Consider the following 19,829-nt stretch of genomic DNA (forward strand, 5'->3'; position numbering starts at 1 on the left):
ATGGTTATAGTGGGGCGTTAAAATGCCATATTTTGCAAAATATCAACTTAGGAGAGAGCCATGAATCATTCTAAAATAATACTATTAACATCATTTTTTTCTGTTTCCTTATTAACTATAAGCTGTTCTAGTTCTAACAAAAGCGAAAGTAGTAATACAGCAGCACAAACATCTGATGCAAAACCAGCCGAAGTTTCTAAAGAACAACCGGGCGAGCTCAAGACTATTTATTTTGAATTTAATAAGTACAATATTAAGAATGACCAAAAAGAAAATACAAATCAGATTGTAAAATACTTGAAAGCAAACCCAAAAATTAAAGTTCAAATACAAGGACATACTGATAACCGAGGTTCGTCCGAATACAATATGGCATTAGGCATGAAAAGGGCGATGTCACTTAAAAATTATTTAACAGCAAACAAAGTGACTAATGACTTAGATACAATTAGTTTTGGAGAAGAAAAACCTGCGGTAAAAGGCGACACAGAAGAAGCTTGGACGAAAAATCGTCGCGGTGAAGTCGTACAGGTAAAATAAATACTTTTTACTTATTATATTTATTATTGAACTCACTATCAGACATAATTAAATATAAGATTCCTTCAATAAATGCTATGACGGTTGGGATAAAAGTCCAACAAAATAAAAGATAAAGAACTCCCAGCATTACGCTTCCTAAATAAAACTTATGAACACCAAATCCACCTAGAAAAAAAGCAAAAAGAGCCGCTGCTAAACGATTGCGCCCGGTATTATAAGGGGCTTCTATTTGTCGACAGCCACATTGTGGACAGATTTCTGCCTTCATATTTATTATATTACCGCAATCTTTGCAATGTTTCGTATTATCATCCGTATGAATTCTATTCATTTAAATTTCCTACTATTAAATTGTTAAAGATCTTCGAAAAAAAAATTAAATTTTAATAAATTGCATATAATGTTTTAACTCACCTATAGATTCCAAGATATCATCTATAGCTCTGTGCTTATGCTTTTTATCATATTTTTTATTATAAATACCTTCAAATAAAATTTTAAAACTTGAAACATCAAGCATTCGATAATGCAATGTTTTTGCAAAATCAGGCATCCACTGATCGATAAATTTTCTATCTTGTCCTATGGAATTACCTGCTAACACGGCGCGATCATTTTGCGAAAACTCTTGAATAATTTTAACAAGATCTTTTTCAACATCAACTTCGGGTTTCCCATTTGCTACCTTAGCTGTCAAACCACTTTTACCGTGATGTTCTGTGCACCAAGCATCCATACCCTGTAAAATACTCTGATCTTGATAAACAATGGCTTCATATTCTTTTACGACATTCATGGAGAGATCTGTAACAAGAAGTGCCACTTCCAATATCCGTTCCTTAGTATGATCTAAGCCTGACATTTCCATATCAAGCCAAAATAAGTTTTTCATTTCAAAATTCTTTCAGCAAACAAATGATAAAAATAAAGAGAGCATTGAAAATACTCTCTTTAATGTTAAAGTAACTTTAACGAATCTTGCAACATTTCAAGTTCTTTTTGATTATCTGCAAGTTGCTTTTTGGCGCCTTCCAGAATGTGCATAGGAGCCCCTTTCACAAATTCTGTATTGCTCAGACGTTTTTCAACTCCTGAAATAGTTCCTGTTACTTTTTCAATTTTCTTTAAAAGACGATCGCGTTCCGCTTGTCTATCCACAAGTCCTTCTAAACTCACAAAAATTTCAGAGTTATTCACCAAACTAGGGGCACAAAAGCCTTTTTGTTCTGTAGCAAAATAAAATTTTGCTTTCGCCAATGCTTCCATTTGTGGAGTTAAATTTCCAAAACGAGATTGAGAATCTTTTAAGTAAACAGTTAATTCAGTTGCCGGATGTATGTTGAATTTACCGCGAATCGCTCGGACGGCAACAACAACGGCTTGCACTTCTCTCATGTGTTGAATGGAGTTTTCATCAATCATATGAGGAAGTACTTCAGGTAATTTCGCAAAACCAAGAGTTGTTCCGTTATTATTTGGATTTAATTGTTGCCAAATTTCTTCTGTAATAAAAGGCATTATAGGATGCATAATACGAAGAATACCATCAAAAATCTGGAATGCTAATGTTAAAGTTTCACCTGCTAATTTTTTATTATTTTCATCGGACAAACGTGGTTTTAATAATTCCACAAACCAGTCACAATATGTCATCCATATAAATTCATACATTGAGCTTGAGTATTGAGAAAATTCATAACGTGCAATATTATCGTGAACTTTACGAACAACATCAAAAAATTCACTGGTAATCCATCCCATTATTTCATCATTGGGTCTTATTTTAAGATTATCAAATGAGATATTTGCAGGATTGATATCGAGTTTTTCTGCGTTCATGGTTAAAAATCGTGTGGCATTCCAAATTTTATTGGCAAATGTTTTACCAAGTTCACAGCAATCATCGCTCCAAAAAATATCTTGCCCTGTGACAATTTGATTTACCAAAGAGAAACGCATGGCATCGGTGCCATACTTTGTCATAATTCCTGTAACATCGGGAGAATTGCCAAGAGATTTGCTCATTTTTCTTCCCTTAGCATCGCGGACAATAGGCGTAAAGTAACAATGTTTAAAGGGCGTTTCTTGTGTAAAATACTCCCCTGCCATGACCATGCGTGCAATCCAGAAAAAGATGATATCGGCGCCTGTCACAATAACATCTGTGGGATAATAATATTCCAAATCAAGCTTTTCTTCCTCGGAAGGGTTTGCCCAATTGTGCACGCCAAAAGGCCAGAGCCAGGAACTGGCCCAGGTATCAAGAACGTCTTCATCTTGAGTGAGTTTCCCATGACCGCACTTATGGCACTTTAAAGGCGCCCGTTCTTCACAATGGACGTGAGAACAGCTGTCACAAGTATATATCGGTAAGCGGTGTCCCCACCACAATTGACGAGAAATACACCAATCTTGAATATTGGTAAGCCAATGTTCCCATGTTTTTTCTTGATGCGCAGGAATTAACTTGAGACGTCCAGAACGTGTGGCATCCAATGTCATTTCTGCCATTTTGTCCATTTTAATGTACCATTGCTCACTTAAATAATACTCAATAGGAACATTGCCGCGCTCTGATATACCGATGACAAGTTTATGAGGAACAATTTTATCTAATAATCCAACTTGTTCTAATTCTATGACGAGTTTTTTACGTGCCACATAGCGATCTAATCCGCGATAAGATTCTGGTACGTTATCGTTTAAACGCGCATCGGGATGTAAAATATTCAATAAACCTAAATTATGTCTTTTCCCCACTTCAAAGTCATTCATGTCATGTGCCGGTGTGATTTTTAGAACTCCCGTTCCAAAATCTTTTTCAACATAATGATCAGCAATAATAGGGATTTTTCGATTACAAATAGGAACAATAACATTTTTTCCAATGAGATGCGCATAACGATCGTCACTGGGGTGCACCGCTATGGCCAAATCCCCAAATAAAGTTTCGGGACGTGTTGTCGCCACAATAAGACTTTCCTTGGGATTGTCCTCAACAACGTAACGAATATGCCAGAGAGAACCATTGCGTTCTTCCGGAAGAACTTCTTCATCGGAAATAACGGATTGACTTACGGGACACCAATTGACGAGACGGTGACTTTTATAAATAAGGCCATTTTTATAAAGCTTCACAATTCCTTTGATAACCGCAGAAGAATACTTTTCATCCATAGTGAACGTATTTCGTGACCAATCACAACTGATACCCAGAGTTTTCAAATAACCTTCAATACGGCCACCGTATTTTTCTTTCCACTCCCACGCGTGTTCCAAGAACTTCTCACGCCCTATTTCTTTTTTAGAAATGCCTTTTTCTTTCAGCATATTTGTTACTTTTGCTTCGGTAGCAATACTGGCATGATCGGTACCGGGAATCCAACACGCTTCAAACCCTTTGGCTCTGTGCCAACGAATAAGAATGTCTTGTAACGTGAACATCATATGCCCCATGGTGAGGTCGCCCGTGACGTTGGGTGGGGGCATGACAATGGTATAAGGTTTTTTGTTAGGATTGCGGGTAGATTTATAAAAGTGATTTTTATTCCAATAGTTGCGTAATTTTTCTTCTACTTGAGAAGGATCGAAGGCTTTTGTAAAAGCTTCAAATTTGGTCACGGGAGACTCCTTTGCTTAAAACATACCCGTTTTTATTACCACTTAAATATATGAGGCACAACTTAATCAAATCCATTTATCAACATGATTAGTCTTAAAATTCTTCATTTTATCTAAAAGTAATTCAGGATTATTTTCACGAATAATTAAATTTGAATTTTCTAAACGGATAAACCCTTCAGTGACAGAATAATCTACGAAATGAAATAAGGAATCAAAATAACCATCAACGTTCAAAACGGCGCAAGGTTTTTTATGTAAGCCCAACTGAAGACACGTGATCATTTCAAAAAACTCTTCAACAGTGCCAAAGCCTCCTGGTAAAGCAACAAATCCACTGGATAAATCAGCCATTAAAGCTTTTCGATCATGCATTGTTTGAACAACATGTAATTCAGAAAGGCCTTTGTGCGCTACTTCTTTATCCACCAGGAATTGCGGCATGACACCAATCACTTCACCCTTTTGAGCAAGGACAGAATCGGCAATCTCACCCATGAGACCGACCTTACCACCTCCGTAGACCAGGGAAATTCCCCGATGCGCCATGAGGCACCCTAACTCTTTCGCAACATCTCGATAAATTGTTTTATTCCCAAAATTTGAACCACAAAAAACTGCTATTCTCTTCATGACATCCTCAATATTTCACTTTTGAATTCATATGCAATATTTTTTCATATGAAATGTTTCAATAATTGAAAACTTTTGATAAAACAACTTGATATAAGAAAGTTTGAGCTTGATTGCATTTGAGTGTTAAATAATCCCTTAATAATAAATTAAAAAGGAAACAGAAATATAATTTAAAAGAAATTGAAATCATGAATTTTTAAATAAGGAGTTTCAAATGAATGATATTTTAAACATCAGTCCCAAGGAACGTTTTCCAAATTGGGTTGAATTATACCAAGAAAATGCCGTATCTAACATGCCATGGTTTTTTGAAGAACTCGACTCTGATCTTAAAAAGTTTTTACAATTAAAAAAAATAAATAACGGCAAATTTTTAGATATAGGAACAGGACCAGGAACACAGGCTGTACAATTATCACAAATGGGTTTTGACGTTACAGGAACAGATATTGCAGAATCAGCAATCGAAAAAGCCAAAGAGAGCTATAAAGAATTTAAAATTAATTTTCTTCAGGATGATATTTTAAACTCGAAATTACAAAACAAATTTGATTATATTTTTGACCGGGGCTGTTTTCACGTTATAGCTCCAGAACAGCGCGGCGTGTATGTAAATAATATTTTAAAATTATTAAAATCTAAAGGAACATTATTTTTAAAGTGTTTTCATATTGATGAACCAGAGAGAGAAGTGGGGCCTTGGCGACTTTCTGAATTTGATATTCAAAAGATATTTAATACCTATTTTCATGTGCAAACAATGCTTAAAACAACTTATCAGGGAAATACAAGTCCGTTACCTAAAGCACTATTTTGCACAATAATAAAGAAATTATAATCACATTACCAAAGAGTTATTCTTTCATTTTCAGGAAGTGTCATAGGATCTCCCTGTTTACAAGAAAAGGTTTTTTCAAAATTCACAGATAGCTTCATTTGATTATTAACTCGTAATTCTACAGGTGAATGAGGATCTGTTTTTATTCTAAACTCTCTTTCTTTTGGCTGCACCACGCCACACCAAGTTTTAGCATATTGGACAAAGAAGTCTTGTTGATCTTTATGTATTTCGCTATTTTGAACTGGAAAAGCGGATTGAAAAGCGTTTTGTACGCCCACAAAATCGGCAATGTTTTCTCCCAGAGTTAACTTCCCATCAATTTTATCTTTCTCAAATAATGTAACTATTTTTTTAGTTTTATTTTGAAATTGAGCAAGATCTTCAGAGCTCATCCATGATTTTAATGCACCATTTTCGTCAAACTTAGCACCTTGATCATCAATAGAATGTCCTATTTCATGAGCCACAACCATCCCTACAGAGCCAAAATTCACATTATCAGATTTTGTCTTATCAAAAAAAGGCGGCTGTAAAATACCTAAGGGCATAACAAATTGATTTGCTCTCGGATTATAATAGGCATTTACTGTTAAAGGAGACATATGCCATTCATTTTTATTAACTGGCTTTTTGATATCTTTCATTAATTTTTTAAATTTTTTAACCTCTAATAATTTTTTATTATTTAAAAATTGTTTTTCATTTAGAAATAAATTCGGTTCCAACTTCCAATCTTCTATTTTATCAGGCTTTACAAGTTGAAAACTCATTGTTTTTATTTTTAATTTAGCCGTATCTTTTGCTTCACTTGAAAGCCAAGTATTTTTTTGGATATTTTCAAGAGTCGTTTGTTGGACTTTTTCAACAATATTTTTTACACGATCGGAAGGAAAATTACTATATAAATTATTTACAATCTGATAATCTAAAGTCCTTTCTAAATTATCCACAGTTGACTGCGTGCATTGTAAATCAAGATTTTCTTCAATTTTTGAAACTCCATAATACTTATTTTTGAAATCTTTTACTTTTTCAAAAAAATCAGGATAAGAATATTTTATAGTATTTAATGAAATTTTATTCCACATAGCTAAGGCACGAAGTTGCTCTAATCTTGCCTCTTTTAGGCTTTTATCGATTGTAGAAAAAACATCTTTTGGCATAAGATTTACGTTTACTTTTTCATTGATATTTTTAAGCATGACATCGAAACGTAAGTTAGTATAATTAGAAATTAAAAAATCTCTGCTTACTGAATTATCCTGCGATTGAATATCTCTTAATTCCGCTTTGGAAGGATATATATCTGCAATATTTTTCTCAAATTTTATAATGAATTTTGCATTTTTATCGGCATTTGGCATGCCTGCTAGTTCAAGAAAATTTGTAATTATTTCATTATAATCTGAAATTAAATTTTCATTTTTATAATATTCATTTACACTCAAGGGTAATCCATAATAAAATAAAACATCTTTTATAAGAGGATTATTAATATTTTCCATATCATCAATAACAATAAAACTTGCATCTCCAGAAATAGATTCTGTAGCAAATTTTTCAAGTAACTCCTCTTTTTTCATTTTTAAAATTTGATACTTATAATCTTTAATATAGGAAATTTCTTCTTTTTTTCTAGAATCAATATTCATACATGAGTTATAATAATTTTTTATCATTTTATTTTGAAAAGATAAATTATTTTTATTTAAAATAGACTTAATAAATTCGGATCTTTGCTTTTTAATTTTTTCAGCGGAATCATTAAAGCTAAAAATATATCGACTTTTACTTTCAGGTATTTTGAAATTTGCAATTTCAGAAGAACAAACGTATTGATAAAAATCATTACAAGGAGATATTTCAGAATTTAATTTGAATTCCCTGTATTGGGGAACTGTAAATTGTGCATCTGGAATGGTTGGAAAATCTTGTGAATAAGCAAGCATATGAATTGAAACTAGGGATAGTGAAAAAATTAACTTGTTTTTATAATTTTGCATATGGATTACCTTATTTAAATTTGTCATAAATAAATTATGATAATTTTTATATAATTATTTGTCAATTACCGAATTTAGCATCCTTAAATTTAAAAAAATAATTTTTACCTAATTAGAAGTTATTTGAATTCTTTATAGAAATCCAAACAGCCTAAAATTTAGTCAAACTATAGCTTCCTAAAAAATCTTATTATATTTATTTTGATTTGGAAAGCTAAGTTATAAACTAAAAAAAATTATTGGATAGCAATTTGTGACATAAATATTTGATTTAATATAACAAGAATATCTTATAAAAATTTATTTGATGAATTTTAAATATATTTATATTATAATTAAATATATTTTTATAATTTAATTATAAATTCAAATAATAATTCTTTATAAAGATATTTGATGATTTTAAATGAAATTTTTATAATAAATTATTTGACTTATCTTTTCAAACAAACTATTTACAATAAAATTTGGAATATTTGCTAATTCCAGTATTTAAAAAAAATTTTTGGGTGATTTGATATTTATGAAAGTATTATTTGAATATGAATACAAATTTATATATATGAATTCATTCAATATTTTATTACTAAATAAATACATCGTAAAAAATATTAAATTATTTTTAGGAATATCTATTTATGCTGCGATTTAAAATCTTAAAATATAGGTTTATTTATGATAATTGAAGCTTTAAAAGATACTAAACCAACAGCATTTGGATATCTACTATTAGGAGCTGCATTTGGAGTACTATTTCAAAGCTTAAATTTACATTGGATTTTTGGAATTTTAATGAGCACTCTCGTGTATGCAGGGTTTGCTCAATTCATTGCAATTCCTATTTTGGCAGCACAAGGCTCTTTGTTTAGTATTGCTATTGCTACTTTTCTTGTTAATTTAAGACATATTTTTTATGGAATCGCATTTTTAGATAAATTTAAATATAATAAATTTTTAAAAAGCTATTTAATATTTGGCCTAACAGATGAATCCTTCTCTATCATAAATGCTAAAAAACCAATTTCTGCTAGAAAATATGAAGCAACGATAATAATCTTATGCCATATTTACTGGATTATTGGAACATTTATTGGGATATTTATGCACAAAGAGTTATTGGGTGTTAATATAAATTTTTTATTTTTTTCTCTTGTTGCACTTTTTGCTATTTTGACAGTTGATACTTTTAAATTAAATAAGGATATTTTTTCTTTAGCTGCAGGAATTTCCTCTTATATTTTTTTTAAAGTCATTGGTGTTAAAGAAGTTTTATTTTTTAGTATGCTTCTCAGCTTCTTTATTATTTATTTTAAAATATATTTAAGCGATCATGATGAGGAGAAAAATATCATTGGATAGATATCAGACATATGTTGTTTCAGCTATTATAATCATGAGTATTGTGACATATACAACAAGAATTGTGCCTTTTATTTTTCTAAGAAATATCAAAAATAAACTCATAAAAAAAACAGGGCAACATCTACCTGTTTGTCTCATGGGGATATTGACGATACATTCCATATATTCTTTAAAAGAGATTGACTCAAATTTTTTAATAAATGGTTGGGCATCTTGCGCTGTATCGATATTTATTTATTGCTGCATCCGTTCCATATTGACAAGCATGATTCTCGGAACAGGAATTTATTATATTCTGCTTAACTATTCTTAAAATAAAAACAAAAAAAGCAAGCACATAATAAGCTTGCTTTATGAATTTGAAGTCTTTTTAATTACTTTTTCTTCTTGGAAACAGCTGCCGCTACTTTTTTAGATTTAGAAGCAGAACGTGAACCTGTGACTTGTTCTTTCAATGATTTTGCTGCACGGAAAGCAATTTTTTTAGATGCGGGAATTTTAATTTCTTCCCCTGTTTGTGGATTGCGCCCCATGCGTGGTGCGCGTTCTTTAACTTGAAGAATTCCGATTTTGTCTATGCGAAGCTTTTTGCCTGAAGCAACTTCGCTTTCAACAGTATTTAAAAAATCCGCGATCACTTCTTTTGTTATTTTTTTAGGAAGTTGATCAAATTTCGCCGCAACATTCGCAATCATTTGACTAGTAGAAACAGTTTCTGGCTTAGCCATAGGGAACGCCTCCTTTGTGAGAAAAATAACAAGAACAAAATGCACACCATTTTATGCGCCAAAATTGGCGTAAGTTCTTTATAAAATGGAAGTTCTGCAAGCTCCTGTTACTTAAATATAAGGAAATCATTGTACAAGTCAATAGCCCACCGAAAAAATTGTAATAAAGCTAGCGTATAATCGGCACTACCTCATCTCTATTTGGCGGACTATTGATGACGAATAGAAATTGTAGCATAACAAATTTATGAGTAGGACAGCCGTAATGCCTATTTTTTTATCAAAAAGGAGTCTTTATGTCACTTATCGATGCCATCCGCGCCCGTCAAATCCTCGATTCCAGAGGAAATCCAACTGTAGAAGTAGAAGTTTTAACAGCAGAAGGCTACATTGGCCGCGCTGCCGTTCCATCGGGAGCAAGCACAGGTGAACATGAAGCATGCGAATTACGTGATGGAGAAAAATCAATTTATCATGGCAAAAGCGTACTCAAAGCAGTCGAAAATATAGAAGAACATATTGCTCCCTTATTAGAAGGTGTGATTGATGTTTCTGAGCAATCTGCCATTGATGATCTCCTTATTGAAGCAGATGGAACAGAAAATAAATCTAAATTTGGCGCCAATGCCATTCTCGCCGTATCGATGGCTTGTGCCAAAGCGGCTGCAGAAGAAGCGGGACTACAACTCTTTAGATATTTAGGTGGCACCTTCGCTAAAACTCTTCCGGTCCCCCTTATGAACGTTATTAATGGCGGAGCTCACGCTGACAACAATCTTGATTTCCAAGAGTTTATGCTAGTACCCCATGGGTTTTCAAATTTTTCAGATGCCCTCCGCGCCGGAGTAGAAGTATTTCATACACTTAAAAAAGTTCTCCATGATAAAAAATTAACCACAACTGTAGGAGATGAGGGTGGTTTTGCGCCCAACTTACAAAACAATGAAGAAGCTCTTCAACTTTTAACCTCTGCTATTGAAAAATCAGGTTATAAACTTGGCACTCAAATCAGTTTTGCTCTCGATGTTGCCGCGAGTTCATTTTTTAAAGATGGAAAATATCATTTAGATGGCGAAGGCGTAAAAAAATCATCCATAGAAATGGTTGATATGTATGAAAAACTTTGCAATAAATATCCTATTGTAAGCATTGAAGATGGACTTGATGAAAATGATTGGGAAGGTTGGAAAGTTTTAACAGAACGCCTGGGAAATAAAATCCAATTGGTAGGTGACGATCTTTTTGTTACAAACCCTAAATTACTTGCAAAAGGCATTCAAAGAAATATTGGCAATTCCATTTTAATAAAACTAAATCAAATTGGTACCGTAACAGAAACATTAAAAGCTATAGAACTTGCTAAAATCAATGGATACACGACAATCATTTCACACCGCAGCGGAGAAACCGAAGACACCTTTATTGCTGATCTTGCCGTAGCAACAAATGCGGGTCAGATTAAAACAGGCAGCGCTTCCCGTACCGATCGTGTTGCAAAATACAACCAACTCATTCGCATTGAAGAAGAACTTGGCAGTACGGCAAGCTTTTCTTGGAGAATGGGACGACGTAGTTAATGGTTTCTTCAGATAGTTCTTCAAGTTTTGAGTATTCATTGGTAGTAGAGTTGTTTCTTGAGTTGAGAGGCAAGGGGATATCACTTTCTGCTGTTGATTTAGACATCCTAAATGCCTGGGAAGAATCCGGGATAAAGCCGGATTTTATTGTTCAAACTATGCTGGAATATGCTGAAGATTGTAAAATAAAATCTAAAACTTTTCCCACAACTTTGTTACCCCTATCGAAAAAAGTTCGTTCTATTTTAATAAAAACGAGTGAATTTTAGGTGAAAAAAATGAGTGCGAATCGTTCTTTTGACGACATATTTATCTCTTTGCAAAATTTAGCTGAATTAAGAGAACAGGAAGAATCAGAAAACTCTGAAAAAGAAACTTCACTGCCCTGCTTATGTGGTAAAAATGAATATTCCCATTCTCACGAAGAGAACACCACAGATAACCAGGACTCTGACGATATTGAAGAAAATGAACCCTCTGAGCCTATTTATATTTCTAATACATCACGAGGCTCCTATTTTGCTGTGTGCCCTGCCTGCAATCCCCGCTTAAATTGCGCGCTATGCGAAGGATCGGGGCATCGTGTTTTATCAAAAGTGCATATTTTTGAAACAGAAGATGGCGAAACAGAACATGTTACTGAAGAGATTAGCCCTAACACTTGTTCTTGCACACACACCGAAAGATTAGTGCATTTACTAAACAAAGCCGAAATTCCCAGTAAATATATGGGAGCCGATATTTCTTCATTTAAAGACGATCATTTAAACGAAATGCAATCAAATAAATTAAATGAAAATATTCAAAAAATTCATAAATTTTGTACTCAAGTTGCTTTAAATATATTAGATGAGCAGAGCAAGGAGCAAAAATATTTTGTCACTTTATTTGGCCCTGTGGGTTCTGGAAAGACATTACTTGCCGTTGCGGCATTAAAAATGGTTATTATCAATTATGGATTATCGGGACGATTTATTGATTTTCAATTTTTACTCAATCAAATTAAAGCTGAATATGAGCAAAAAAGATCTGGTGAAAGTTTATTAAAACAACTTCGTGAAATCGATATCCTCGTTATCGATGAACTCGGTAAAGGTCGTAATGAAAACGAATGGCAATTGGAAAAGTTAGATGATCTCATAAATTATCGTTACAATGCAAAAAAAATTACTGTCATCACAACAAATTATTTACCAAAAAGTTATAAATATGACGATAAAGATATTCCTCGTACGTTAAATAAAGAAGTCAACGATTTTTGGCGAGAAGGAAAAACCAATGCCAGCCAAGGTAATATTCCCGTTCACGAATCCTTTTGGACGCAAACATTACTCGAACGCATTGGTGCTAGAATGTATGAAAGAATTTATGAAGTCTCAGAATTTATCGACTTTATAGGTTTACCTAGCTATAGACGATATTTGGGCAAAGGCTTTTTAGATTTATATTCATCAAAAAAATAATTTATTTTGGCGAAGCAATCTCTCTATGAATGATTTAAGTTGTGATTGTGAGTCTCTGTATTTTTAATAACATTATTTAAATTAGTATCATCTATCCCTGGTAACATTGTCATTGCTGCTTCTACAGAAGATAATTCATCGGCGCCAAATCCTTGAAATACAATTGTTCTATGCGGTTTGATTAATGAAAGTTCATAGAGTTTTCTATAAGAGTTAAAAAGTTCTGGATTCGAAGCAAGTTCCTGATATGCCATACTGACGCTTAAGCTATATTGTCCCTTTGCTTCTGCGAGCAAGGATGAGACTTTAGATGATGTTTCAGCCTCCAATAGTTGAGCTTCAAGACGGCCCGCTTCCTCAATACCAGCTTTGGTTTTTTCTAGCTTAGCTGCTACCGTATCAAATAATTGTCTAGAAACATCTGGCAATAAACTCAAACGATTTATAAAAATAAATTCTATAAATATTCCCCATCGTTTTAATTCTTTCGCAATATCTTTTTTTAATACCTCATTCAATTCACTACGATTTGCAAGTATATACTGAAATTCATATGTACCTAAAACAGATGTCGCTGAACTAGAAAGTATACTTTGTAAAAATCTTTCCAAATTTTCTACATGAAAAACAGCCTTAATTGGATCTTCAATTCGAAATTCAACCCATAAATCTATAATTAATGTTGTTCCCCTGGAGTCATTAACATGAATTTCCTCAAAACATCTAAAATCTTTTTTCAATGAAACAGAAATAATTTGGCTCCAAGGCATTATTTTATCATACCAAAAATATATCCCTGGTTTTGAAATAAGTTTTTGTAATTTTCCAAAACGACAAACTAATATATTTGTTTCATTTTGAACTTCGATCACAAATAATTTAAAAAATAAAAATAAAATTGGAATTAAAGTAGCCCCAAAAATTATTCCTAAAACATAATTTAAGACGTCTGAACTCATAATGTCCTCTTAATATATGAAATTTTTGCATCAGAATAAACTTCCATACTTCTTCTTTCAATATACAAATTTAAAGTATTATTTCTTTGAAGTTCACTTAAAACTTCACTAATTTTCTGTATATCTTCTTCGATAGCCTTTGCTTTAGCTTTTGCAATTGCTATACCTTTTTTTGCCGCCAATAATCTTTGTTCGCATTCTGCTTCAGTTAAAGCATATAATCTTTGTGCTTCACTTTGAGAATTAATTACAGCATTTAAGGCATTGGCCAATTCATTTGGAGGGAGAATATCTGTAATATCAACTCCATTAAATTCAATTCCATAACTATTTGGGATTTTATTTTTACAAAAATCTTGAATTTGTATATTTAATAACCCTCTTTTGCTTCTTATAGAAGCAAAAGAACTTACTTCTGTATTTAATTTTGTAGTATTATTTATTGGGTTTTTTTTATCAAATGAACCAATTTCTTGATGTAATAAGCAGATAAACAAACCTTTGATGTGTTCAAAAGATCTTTCCATTGAAAACAAAAAAGAATACAGTTCATTTTTGAGCGGAGTAAATCTTAATTTTGAATCAATTCTAAGAAGAGTCCCATCTGACGCCATTGCCATTGTACAGCCATCATCTCCTGAAAGATCTATCATTTGTTCCATGATTGAGATAAAATGTACTTTTTGCCACGGCCATTTCATATGAAGCCCAGACTGAAATGTTTTTAAACTTTTTTCTGTTTCATTTTTAAAAACCACTTTTCCAAAACTAGTTAAAACTGCTAAATGTCCTTCACTAACTTGAAAGAATATTTTTTTAAATAAAAATATAATATAAATTGATAAACCAATATAAAATCCTACTAAAATCTGTAAAAACATAATGAATCTCCATATTAAAATTTATCATTTGCTGTTATTAATTTTTTCAAAGTATTCATATTTATATTTGTTGAGTTTAGGGATTGACCACTAAATTTTTTATATGCAACTACTAATCCTTTATTTACATCAACAACATCTTCATTAAAGTGCTTATGAGAATCTGTTACTAATGGTAACAAATCTACTTTATCAATACTGTCGACAACCATTCCATGTGGAACATAGCGTCCATCAGGAATTTCAACACTAACTACAATAGCACCAATTCCAATATAACAATGAGATCCAACCACAGAATCATGAACAATTGCTTGAAAACCAATAAATGAATTATTTCCTATGTAGCAAGGTCCATGAACCAATGCTTGATGAGCGACAGAAACATTTTCACCAATATATACTGCCCAGTCTTCTCCACTTACAGAAATCCATTTTTCCTTTAAAGCATGAATCACGACTCCATCTTGAATATTTGAATTTGAACCTATGTAAAATGGCGTTCCTTCGTCCGCTCTTATCGAGCTTTCTGCTGCTATATGTACATGTTCTCCTAAAATAACTTTTCCAATAATAGAAGCTTTCTGATGTACAAATGAAGATGCTGCTATTGAAGCTTTATCTCGAATTTGACTCAGCCAACTTATTTTTTCAGAATCTAGTTCAAAGTGTGTTGGCTTTTTTGAAAGATTTTCCCTTATGCTACTATTTATAATAGCTCTTCTATTTATTCTAAGTGACTCCTTTTTTTTATTTAATTCTAAAGGCTTATTAAGCCATTTTTCAAGAAAAAATAAGAAACATCCAATAAATATTCCTGATAATAAATATCCTACAACAGTACCTATTGCTGCCGATAAAAAAGCAAAAGATTCGAGTTTACTTGTCTTAATTAAATGGAAAAAAACTTTAACTTCTATTAATCTAATTCCAACCACACACAATAAACCAGCTAATGCAGCAAGTGGAATTGAAGACATAATTTCGCTAAAATAAATAATAGACGCAATTATTAATACTGAATGTAATAATGATGATAATCGTGTTTTGGCTCCACTTTGTACATTGACAGTTGATCTCACGATGACACCAGATACTGGCATTCCACCTACTAATCCCGATCCAAAATTTCCTAATCCTTGACCAAATAATTCTAAATTAGAATTATGTTCTTTTTTTGAATTTGAAATTCTATCTACAGCTTGTGCAGATAATAAAGTTTCAATTGAAGCTAAAAATGCCAATGGAATAGTTGCAATTATTAAACTCATAAATTTTTCAGAATTTATTAATGGAAAACTAGGTGAAGGAAGAATTGCGGAGATAACTCCAACACGCTCTACATTCCAATTTAAATGAATAGCAAGAGCTGTAATAATGACAATTCCAACAAAAGAAGCAGGGAATTGTTTAAATTGCCTACAAGAAGTTACGAATAAAGCGACAAAAAGACCGCAGACTACAGCAATCCAAGAAACTTCAGTGAGCCATATGGGATGACTCATCATATTCAGTAACTGCATAACTGTATAATCGAAACCAAATAACTCAGGTATTTGACTATCTAATAATTTAATACCAACACCAGTTGTAAAGCCCGCTAAAACTGCTTCTGGAACATATTTTATAAATCTGCCGGCAGATAAATATGAAAGTACCAATTGAATAATACCAATAATAATACATGCAAAGCATACACCAATTGCTCCATAGTCCTTGGTAATTGCTAATACCATAACATTTAACGCTGCTGCTGGCCCTGTAACTTGTAACGAAGAACCTCCAAAAATTGCAGCAAGTCCACCCCCAATTGCACCCGCTATTAAACCTGAACTTGCAGGTAATCCACAGGCTACAGCTAATGCAATATTCAAAGGCAGTGCAACAGAGGCAACAGTTATAGCTGATAAAGTATCTTGTAAAATACTTTTTCCCTTTAATACTTCAAGCCAATTTTCTTTTAATTCTAAAAAATTTTCTTTAAAATTTCCTTGATAATTTTTCTTTTTATTTAAATTTTTTGTAATTGAAGTTTGATTATATTTTTTTAATTCAATTATTTTTTTCATATTTAATAAATTTCTTTCTATAGTTTTTATTTAAATTGAAATAAAATATAATTACTTAATTTTTACATAATTAGAACATCTTTTTGACTCATTGCAAATCATCATATCATTATTTTTAATTTTTACCTGAAAAAATAAGGGATGATTTAAGTGTTCTAAATTTACTTCTAAATCATAAAAAACCCATTCGTTTTGAAAATATAAATTCTTTATCTTATAATTTCCTTTAGTTTGTATATCATTCCATTGACCAGATTTATTTTTGCATCTATAGTCAGAATAATATTCTATATAAGTTTCAATCTGATTATTTTTTTTAAAGTTATAGTTATAATTTCCATAGAAAAGATTATCACCATAGCTACTGCAATAAGTACCTCTCCAATTCGATTCTTCTATTTCTGAAATGTCGAAATTATTTGCATAAATTTTCATAAAAATCAGAGACAATAATGTAACTATTACTCTTAAAGCCATAATATACCTCTTTTATTAATTAAATTTTTACATTTAAAAAATATACTTAAAATTTTTAACAGTCAATATTATTATTTAATTATTTATGTTTGATAAATTATAAATTCCATATCTAATATAAATGGATTAAGTTAGAAATCATTTATATTATTTAAATATTTTTTTATAAATATTTAAATAATCATTAAAGAAGAATACGTGTTATTCATTTTTTTGACACTCATCATTTGACATCTATAAAAGTAAAAACAAGAATACCTACAGCAACAATTTCAATTTTCTCAAACAGTTTCATTGAGAGTATATCTTTAAAATTATTAATTATATACTTTTTACTAGTAAATTAGACATAATTATTCTTTATCAATTTTAGGAGAATATATGAAAAAATTAATTCAAGTTTTAACTTTTGGCGTAATAAGTACCCACTTATTAGCATTTTCTTCTGAAAGTTCGACAAAATGGAAATTAAAAAATAACTCAAAAGAAGATATTACTCTTTCATGTAAAAACGCCACAGAAGAAAAATCAAACATCTCAATGACCTCACGTCCTATTAAACCCGGAAAGACCGAAACATTTGATTGGGGTGATAATTATTACAATGATGGTCTTGGCTTAAACGCCGGTAAATGGTCTTGTATAACAAAAAATAAAACAAATCTTCCTACTGAATTCGATCAATTTTCAAGTGACTGGGGAGAAAATATTTCACTAGTAATAAATTCAGCAGATGGAAAATTAAAACTTATAAAAGTAGAAAAAAAAGACCCCTCAATAGCTGTTAAAAAAGAAGAAATTAAGGATAATAGCGTTGAATAATTTTTCAAATTTTTAATTTTAATTAATTAAAATTACGCTAAAAATTAAAGTAAATACCAGTTTGAGTGGTTAATAATTGATCGGTTTTTGAGCCATCGGAAAAAGTTTTTACTTTCCAATCATAATGTCCATAACTAATGCTTGTATAAATATATTTTGTCGTTTTTAATTGTTTATCAAAGGCATACTTTAGAATAGGTGTTATTACAAAAGAGTTAGCATCGTTGGCAATCAATTTTTTAGAAACATAATTATAATTTGTATCTAATCCTAATTGTAAATAATTTGTAAAATAAAAAACCGGTTGTATTGCAATACTCACACGATTTATTGTTCGAGAAGAGCTGTTACTATCAGGAATTAAAGATTTTCTATCACTTGAAATCATTAATACAGGCAAGCTAGATGCATACGTATTATTTAATAACACAATTCCTGTGAGCAAACCACCTCTGCGGTTTATATAATATTCAGAAGAATCAGCAAAACCAATGGTATTTTGGGGATAATTAGGGGGAATGCGTCCTTCTCCATAATAAGATCCATTTTGCGTATTATTATCTGGAGTCGCTGTTTTATCTGCTGGCAAGGATTCAAACCAGATTGTCGTTGTTCCCTTTAAACCATCCGAAATAGGTCTCGAAAAAATTCCTCCCGCAATAAATGAAGAACTCGTTGTCACGGTATTTTTTTGAACACCTTGAGGATTGCTTGTTGAGCGACTTTCATAAGCTCGCAAAGTCAATATAGGCTGAAAAATTTTTCCCTCAGATAATAAAAATTTTCCGGAGAGAAATGCTGTAAAAATATAATCATCATTTTGAAATAATTTTGGTTTTCCTAATGAATCAAGTATTGTTACATTATTTTGATCTGTCCCCGTCGTAAATACTGTTTCTTTATTGACTGAAAAAGAGGCTTGAAAAACATCTGAAGAATAACCAAAACCTTGCAATTCAATCTGATTAAAAGGATTTTCCTTTTGAAATAAATAAATTTCATCAAATTCAAATGTTCTTCTTCCCAACCAAATAGAAAATCCTTTATTTTGAAAAGGAATTTCTATATATAAATCCCTAAATAATAATTCTTTTTGCGAATAATCTTTTGGATAAAGATTATATTGAATAGGATTTTGCCAAAAATAATCGACGCGCGTTTTCAAAGAACCTATATCTTTAATTTCCAATCCCAAACGTGCGGATAAGAAATCAACACTATAAGCAGCCGCACTTGATGCTTGATTCTCTAAATTCTGATTTGGGATACTATTAATAGAGAAATAATCAGAGGCTGTCTTGAGCGAACCTCTTATCACACTTCCATACGTTAATTTGTAATTATCAGTTATATATGCCGTTTCTTCAGAAAAAGCGGGATGCACCGAAAAAAAAGCCATTGTTCCGGCTATAATACAATAAAAACCGCGCGATTTTCTAAATAAACTCTCTTCAATACAACGATTTATAAAAAACAAATTGATTCATCCCATATTTATATATGATAATACTCAAAATACTCAATCAAGCCCCCTTGACCGAGTAACTTCAGATACTATGCTTATATAGAAACAATTATCAACCGCACAAGAGGTTGAAATATTTTGAAAGGTTCTTATAAATGATTGCAAAGATTAAAGAAATTATTGAACAACAAATTAGACCTGCCCTTCAATCGGATGGTGGAGATATAGAACTTGTTGATGTTGAAGACGGCATTGTCAAAGTAAGACTTGTAGGTGCTTGTTCCCATTGTCCTTCTAGTGCAATGACCTTATATCAAGGAGTTGAAAAAATGCTTATGGATCAAATGCCTGAAGTAAAAGGCATTGAGCAAGTTTGGTAATT

20 protein-coding genes are annotated in these 19,829 nt (G+C 31.7%); 9 read left to right on the forward strand and 11 right to left on the reverse strand.

Annotated features, from left to right (window positions below; all coding sequences use genetic code 11):
- Window positions 1–60: 60 nt before the first annotated feature.
- Window positions 61–540, forward strand: a complete 480-nt coding sequence (locus tag AXG55_RS12190; protein WP_148698387.1) for an OmpA family protein — start codon at window positions 61–63, stop codon at window positions 538–540.
- 7 nt (window positions 541–547) lie between these two features.
- On the opposite strand, the gene AXG55_RS12195 is transcribed toward AXG55_RS12190, so the two are convergent.
- The 4 genes from AXG55_RS12195 to AXG55_RS12210 form a co-directional block, all read right to left on the reverse strand.
- The gene (locus tag AXG55_RS12195) at window positions 548–874 is read right to left on the reverse strand and encodes a TM2 domain-containing protein (protein WP_148698388.1); all 327 of its coding nucleotides are present in this window, start codon (window positions 872–874) and stop codon (window positions 548–550) included.
- Window positions 875–919: 45 nt separating this feature from the next.
- Window positions 920–1,435, reverse strand: coding sequence for an oligoribonuclease (gene orn, locus AXG55_RS12200; protein ID WP_148698389.1), 516 nt, complete (start codon window positions 1,433–1,435; stop codon window positions 920–922).
- 65 nt (window positions 1,436–1,500) lie between these two features.
- Entirely contained in the window at window positions 1,501–4,164 is a 2,664-nt protein-coding gene (locus tag AXG55_RS12205; protein ID WP_148698390.1) for a valine--tRNA ligase, read from the reverse strand.
- Between the two features lie 66 nt (window positions 4,165–4,230).
- Window positions 4,231–4,797: an LOG family protein gene (locus AXG55_RS12210; RefSeq protein ID WP_148698391.1), complete on the reverse strand. Its 567-nt coding sequence runs from the start codon at window positions 4,795–4,797 to the stop codon at window positions 4,231–4,233.
- 217 nt (window positions 4,798–5,014) lie between these two features.
- Between AXG55_RS12210 and AXG55_RS12215 the strand changes: the two genes are divergently transcribed.
- Window positions 5,015–5,638, forward strand: a complete 624-nt coding sequence (locus tag AXG55_RS12215) for a class I SAM-dependent methyltransferase (protein ID WP_233231205.1) — start codon at window positions 5,015–5,017, stop codon at window positions 5,636–5,638.
- 5 nt (window positions 5,639–5,643) lie between these two features.
- On the opposite strand, the gene AXG55_RS12220 is transcribed toward AXG55_RS12215, so the two are convergent.
- A complete protein-coding gene (locus AXG55_RS12220; protein WP_233231206.1) occupies window positions 5,644–7,644 on the reverse strand; it encodes a M13 family metallopeptidase in 2,001 nt (666 codons plus the stop codon).
- A gap of 675 nt (window positions 7,645–8,319) precedes the next feature.
- On the opposite strand from AXG55_RS12220, the gene AXG55_RS12225 reads away from it, so the two are divergent.
- Both AXG55_RS12225 and AXG55_RS12230 read left to right on the forward strand, forming a co-directional pair.
- Window positions 8,320–9,003 carry an AzlC family ABC transporter permease gene (locus AXG55_RS12225; RefSeq protein WP_148698393.1) on the forward strand — a complete coding sequence of 228 codons (684 nt, stop codon included), beginning with the start codon at window positions 8,320–8,322 and terminating at the stop codon, window positions 9,001–9,003.
- Window positions 8,996–9,319, forward strand: coding sequence for an AzlD domain-containing protein (locus AXG55_RS12230; RefSeq protein ID WP_233231207.1), 324 nt, complete (start codon window positions 8,996–8,998; stop codon window positions 9,317–9,319). Before AXG55_RS12225 ends, AXG55_RS12230 begins: the two co-directional genes overlap by 8 nt.
- Window positions 9,320–9,380: 61 nt before the next feature.
- Here AXG55_RS12230 and AXG55_RS12235 read toward each other — a convergent pair whose 3' ends face one another.
- Window positions 9,381–9,734, reverse strand: coding sequence for an HU family DNA-binding protein (locus tag AXG55_RS12235; protein WP_148698395.1), 354 nt, complete (start codon window positions 9,732–9,734; stop codon window positions 9,381–9,383).
- A gap of 296 nt (window positions 9,735–10,030) precedes the next feature.
- Between AXG55_RS12235 and eno the strand changes: the two genes are divergently transcribed.
- From eno to AXG55_RS12250, 3 genes are read left to right on the forward strand one after another with little or no spacing between them, the layout of a single operon-like run.
- Complete coding sequence (gene eno, locus AXG55_RS12240) at window positions 10,031–11,311, forward strand: phosphopyruvate hydratase (RefSeq protein WP_148698396.1); 1,281 nt, start codon at window positions 10,031–10,033, stop codon at window positions 11,309–11,311.
- Window positions 11,311–11,580, forward strand: coding sequence for a hypothetical protein (locus AXG55_RS12245; RefSeq protein ID WP_148698397.1), 270 nt, complete (start codon window positions 11,311–11,313; stop codon window positions 11,578–11,580). The genes eno and AXG55_RS12245 overlap by 1 nt, the downstream gene beginning before the upstream one ends.
- Before the next feature lie 9 nt (window positions 11,581–11,589).
- Window positions 11,590–12,774 (forward strand): ATP-binding protein, encoded by a 1,185-nt coding sequence (locus AXG55_RS12250; RefSeq protein ID WP_148698398.1) that lies wholly within the window; start codon window positions 11,590–11,592, stop codon window positions 12,772–12,774.
- 23 nt (window positions 12,775–12,797) lie between these two features.
- Here the strand turns inward: AXG55_RS12250 and AXG55_RS12255 are convergent, their stop codons facing one another.
- The 4 genes from AXG55_RS12255 to AXG55_RS12270 are packed head-to-tail and all read right to left on the reverse strand — an operon-like array spanning window position 12,798 to window position 17,160.
- Window positions 12,798–13,733, reverse strand: a complete 936-nt coding sequence (locus AXG55_RS12255; RefSeq protein ID WP_148698399.1) for an SPFH domain-containing protein — start codon at window positions 13,731–13,733, stop codon at window positions 12,798–12,800.
- On the reverse strand, window positions 13,730–14,614 hold the full coding sequence (locus AXG55_RS12260) for an SPFH domain-containing protein (protein WP_148698400.1): 885 nt from the start codon (window positions 14,612–14,614) through the stop codon (window positions 13,730–13,732). Before AXG55_RS12260 ends, AXG55_RS12255 begins: the two co-directional genes overlap by 4 nt.
- A 14-nt stretch (window positions 14,615–14,628) precedes the next feature.
- Complete coding sequence (locus AXG55_RS12265) at window positions 14,629–16,683, reverse strand: SulP family inorganic anion transporter (protein WP_148698401.1); 2,055 nt, start codon at window positions 16,681–16,683, stop codon at window positions 14,629–14,631.
- A gap of 51 nt (window positions 16,684–16,734) precedes the next feature.
- Window positions 16,735–17,160, reverse strand: coding sequence for a hypothetical protein (locus tag AXG55_RS12270; RefSeq protein ID WP_148698402.1), 426 nt, complete (start codon window positions 17,158–17,160; stop codon window positions 16,735–16,737).
- A gap of 381 nt (window positions 17,161–17,541) precedes the next feature.
- Here AXG55_RS12270 and AXG55_RS12275 point away from each other — a divergent pair, with 381 nt between their 5' ends.
- Entirely contained in the window at window positions 17,542–17,982 is a 441-nt protein-coding gene (locus AXG55_RS12275) for a hypothetical protein (protein ID WP_148698403.1), read from the forward strand.
- A gap of 37 nt (window positions 17,983–18,019) precedes the next feature.
- Here AXG55_RS12275 and AXG55_RS12280 read toward each other — a convergent pair whose 3' ends face one another.
- Window positions 18,020–19,459 carry a hypothetical protein gene (locus AXG55_RS12280; RefSeq protein WP_148698404.1) on the reverse strand — a complete coding sequence of 480 codons (1,440 nt, stop codon included), beginning with the start codon at window positions 19,457–19,459 and terminating at the stop codon, window positions 18,020–18,022.
- Between the two features lie 143 nt (window positions 19,460–19,602).
- Here AXG55_RS12280 and AXG55_RS12285 point away from each other — a divergent pair, with 143 nt between their 5' ends.
- Complete coding sequence (locus AXG55_RS12285; protein WP_148698405.1) at window positions 19,603–19,827, forward strand: NifU family protein; 225 nt, start codon at window positions 19,603–19,605, stop codon at window positions 19,825–19,827.
- Window positions 19,828–19,829 lie beyond the last annotated feature (2 nt).

The sequence above is a fragment of the Silvanigrella aquatica genome (assembly GCF_001907975.1).
In the GTDB taxonomy this organism is placed as follows: Bacteria; Bdellovibrionota_B; Oligoflexia; order Silvanigrellales; family Silvanigrellaceae; genus Silvanigrella; species Silvanigrella aquatica.